1 protein-coding gene is annotated in these 4,250 nt (G+C 44.2%); it reads right to left on the reverse strand.

Features of this window, described 5'->3' with window-relative positions; all coding sequences use genetic code 11:
- A partial coding sequence (locus tag DB895_RS14330; protein ID WP_166426987.1) for a beta strand repeat-containing protein occupies positions 1–4,250 on the reverse strand: 4,250 nt, incomplete at both ends.

The following is a 4,250-nucleotide window of genomic DNA, read 5'->3' on the forward strand; positions in this document are numbered from 1 at the left end:
AGTATTTCCTGATAATGTAGCCGCCCCCCCCGTTGTTATACAGGTAGATTGGGTCGAACCATTCGTAGCTGTTGTTGGCGATGCGGTTACGGTAACTACGGGGCTTCCGCTGTTGCCGGCTCCCACACATCCACCTGTGCTTGTTACCGACACTAAAGTATATGTTTTGGTTGAAGCAGGTGATACCGAGATATTTGAACCCGTTGTATAACCATTCACCGTACTGTTTCCCGTACCATCATTGTACACAACAGTAAACGGAGAAGTACCCCCTGTGATAGCCACTTGCAAATTAGTAGATGTGCCTGAACATATAGAAGCTGTCCCTGATAGCACTGCTGCCGTTGATGCGGTATTCACTGTTACTGTTGGCGCGCCACTGTTGCCTGTCCCTACACATCCGCCTGTACTGGTTACAGACACCAGTGAATATGTTTTGGTTGAAGCAGGTGAAACAGAAATATTAGTACCCGTTGTATAACCGTTTACCGTAAAGTTACTCGTACCATCGGTATACACTACAGAATAGGGAGAAGTACCGCCCGTTATCGCCACTTGCAAATTGGTACTTGCCCCTGAACAGATACTTGCCGTGCCCGAAAGCACAGATGCTGTAGTTCCCGAACAAGGTACTGTAACCGTCCAAATGGTATTAGCAAAACTAGTTATACCGTTAACCGTGGTGACATTAGGAGAAGCTGCCGCTGTTGAGCTTATATAATTGGTCCAGTTAACGCCATTGTAATTTTGAGCAATTCCGCTAGAGGCAGCGGCAGCTAGGTTTGCGCCAGAATCTGCCGTAAACCATTTAAAACTAAGATTAGAGGAACTTGTACCGCTGGCGGCGATGGTCCACTGCCAGTTGGCTCCGTCTATAGCAGGCGAATACGTGGTGTTAGCTACCCCTATGGTATAGGTTTGGCTTGCGCCTGTATTGTTAATCGTAACTGGTGCGTAGTTGGTTAAATTAGGTCCAACTGGATAGTCAAAGGAACCTGTATGCGCTTTTATCACTTTACCGGTACCTGTAACCGCCATATAACTTGTTGTGCTTGGAGAGGACGTTGTTCCTGATGCTCCAAAAGTGGCATTATTGTTACCCAACACCAACAATCCTTTGGTTAAAGTAAGTGTTTGGTTGATGGTAACAGCATTAGCCAACACTACATTTCCAGATGTGGCCTTATTAATTATTACATAATCGAATGTTTCTCCCCCTGATGCAGTAATGGTTTGATCCCCTGTTGCCGCATTAAAGAACACCCCTCTTCCGGCAGGTGTAAACACACCAACTGAACTCCTTGTCCAATTGCCCTTTACTTCAATAGAAGCAGAAGTCGCATTTGATGACAATGTAAGTGTACTGGTTCCAGAGGTATTGCCTCCTATACTAAGATTTCCGTTAACCGTTAATTTTTGTGCCGTAGCACCCATTGTCAAGGACCCATTGCTCGTGGTGCCTGTCCCTAAGGTTAAATTTCCTGCTAATCCCCTGTCAGCTCCAATTGCATTCAAAGTTAAAGTGGTTCCATTTTGAATATCAACATTGTTTGGATAACCTGCAGTTGTTCCGATAGTACCCGAAGCAGCAGTCCATTCAGTCCCAATCGCAGGCACACCACCACTATTATATATTATTTTAGAAGATGCCCCATAAATTGGTGTGTTTGCAACGGTATATCCTGCATTCAATTGTAAAGTACCATTTATGGTTGTTATGCTACTCGCTCCAAAATCAATTTGAGCAGACGACGTTAAAGTAACGTTACTTCCGAAAGACAATGTCCCGCTTGTTACACTAGTAATTCCAGTATTTGCAGTAACTGCAAAAGTACTTCCAGAAGCCCCAATAATACTTCTGGCTCCACTTTCCGCAACAATACCACCTCCAGTGCCACTCATTGTAAAAGTTTGACCGTTTAAGTCTAACGTACCACTATTCATCATTTTTAAAGCAGAACTACCCGTTTGTGAAATCGTTACGCTAGTCGTCGGACTACTACTTAACTGAACGGAACCTGTATGATTCAACCTTAAAAATGCAATTCCAAAATCTACTGTTCCCCCGCCTAATTTGGTAATTACTTGTGTACCTGTTCCGTTAAAAAATATAGCTCTACTGTTAGAATTGAATGTTGCCCCTGATGCGGCAACAGCCCAATTACCAGCCACATTTATATCACCTCCACTGCTACCGGACAATGTTAATGTTCCATTTAAATTTACATTACCTGCTACGGTCAAAGCGGCTGTCATTACTGATGAATTCATCGTAAGCGTACTACCCGCATCAATAGTAAGGTTACCAGCAGCAGCACGTGCCGTACCCGTACCGCCGTTACCAAGATCCAGAACGGTATTGTTGCTTATCTGTACATTATTAGGATAGCCAACGGTTGTTCCTATAGTACCTACGCCAGTGGCGCTCCATTCTAATCCTCTAAGGTGAGGATTGGTTCCTGTATTGTATTTAAGCGTTGAATTGGTTGTGTATTTGGGCGCATTGGTCGTTACGGATCCTCCAGAATTAACGGAAAGTGTTCCATCTATCGTAACCGCAACTCCAAAACTAACCGCTCCCGCAAGATTAACATTATTGAATGTAGTCGTACCCGTTATCGTTCCTGCTCCTGCAAAGGCTACAGTACCATTACCAGGAGTAAAGGCATTATTATTTGTAAAACTTCCACCACTGGTAATCGTTAAGGTATTCCCTCCAGACATTGTTAACGTCGCGCTGGCATTAATAGTTACGCTATTGGCAACAGCCGAAGCCGTACTGATGTTTGGACTAAATGTAGTTCCCGAAGGAATGGTCACATTAGTGCTTGAAACAGGAATTGTTGCACAAGACCAGTTGGAGGCAGTATTCCAGTCCACACTGGTTCCCCCTAACCAAGTCCCTACTGCTACTATTGTTACTGACTGTTGGGCAGATATTGTTCCGCCACACCCACCTGTAATGGTATAAATAATGTTGCACGTTCCTGCTGCCACTCCTGTTACTACTCCTGTTGATGAATTTACTGTTGCAATCCCTATATTGCTGCTGCTAAATGCTCCCGTACCACCGCTTAACACTACTGTATTAGCCGTGTAAGTTGCAGTTCCTGCAATACATATTGGAGTTGTTCCAGTTACTGAAGCTACACTAGCGTTTGGACTTATCGTTACCGACTGTTGAGCAGATACTGTTCCGCCACATCCACCAGTAATGGTATAAATGATATTGCATGTTCCTGCCGCCACTCCCGTTACTACTCCTGTTGATGAATTCACCGTGGCAATCCCTGTATTGCTACTGCTAAATACTCCTGTACCTCCACCCAACACAACGGTATTCGCCGTATAAGTTGCCGTTCCTGCAATACATAATGGAGATGTTCCTGTTACCGAGGCTACACTCGAAATTGGAGTAATAGTAAGATTTGTTCCATTATCAACGCCACTAACAGCAGGCGAGTTACTTACCACACGTATTCTATAACCAGAACCACCACCTGTCCCTGAAGGAATGGTAGTAGATATACTTTGACTGCCGCTTGCATCTGAAACTACTGTTTGTAAGTCTGTTGATGATGCGAAAGATCCTGCTGCATCTGAAAGTTGGGCTTTGAATGTACAACTGCCACCACTTGGAAAGCTTGCCGCCAAAGAATATGTAAATGGCACCGAAATTCCAGAAGTTCCCGCACAAAATGGTGAACCAGAAACTGTTCCGGTTGTAATGGTGTTAGAAGTTATCGTTAAAACCCCATTACTACTGGTAGCACTACTACACCCTGAACCGGTTGCAGATGCAATACATCTATAATAATAAGAACCTGCCGCTATATTTCCAGTTACTGAAAAACTGGATGCCGATGTTGCATTACTATAGGTTGAATTCGTTGGCGTACCATTGGCTACATTTGCCCAACCTGCACTTCCATTCGCAGAATATTGCCACTGGTAGGTTAAAGAAGGAGTACCCCCTGAAGCGGTAATTGTTGGCGAATAGGTTCCACCAACACTAATTGAAGCATTGGAAGGCTGTGCGGAAATAGATGGAACTGCAACAACCGTCAAAACCCCATTACTACTAGTAGAACTACTACATCCTGAACCGGTTGCAGATGCAATACATCGATAATAATAAGAACCTGCCGCTATATTTCCAGTTACTGAAAAACTGGACGCCGATGTTGCATTACTATAAGTTGAATTCGTTGGCGTACCATTGGCTACGTTTGCCCAACCTGTACTTCCAT

It is taken from the genome of Flavobacterium psychrotolerans (assembly GCF_003097635.1).
In the GTDB taxonomy this organism is placed as follows: domain Bacteria; phylum Bacteroidota; class Bacteroidia; order Flavobacteriales; family Flavobacteriaceae; genus Flavobacterium; species Flavobacterium psychrotolerans.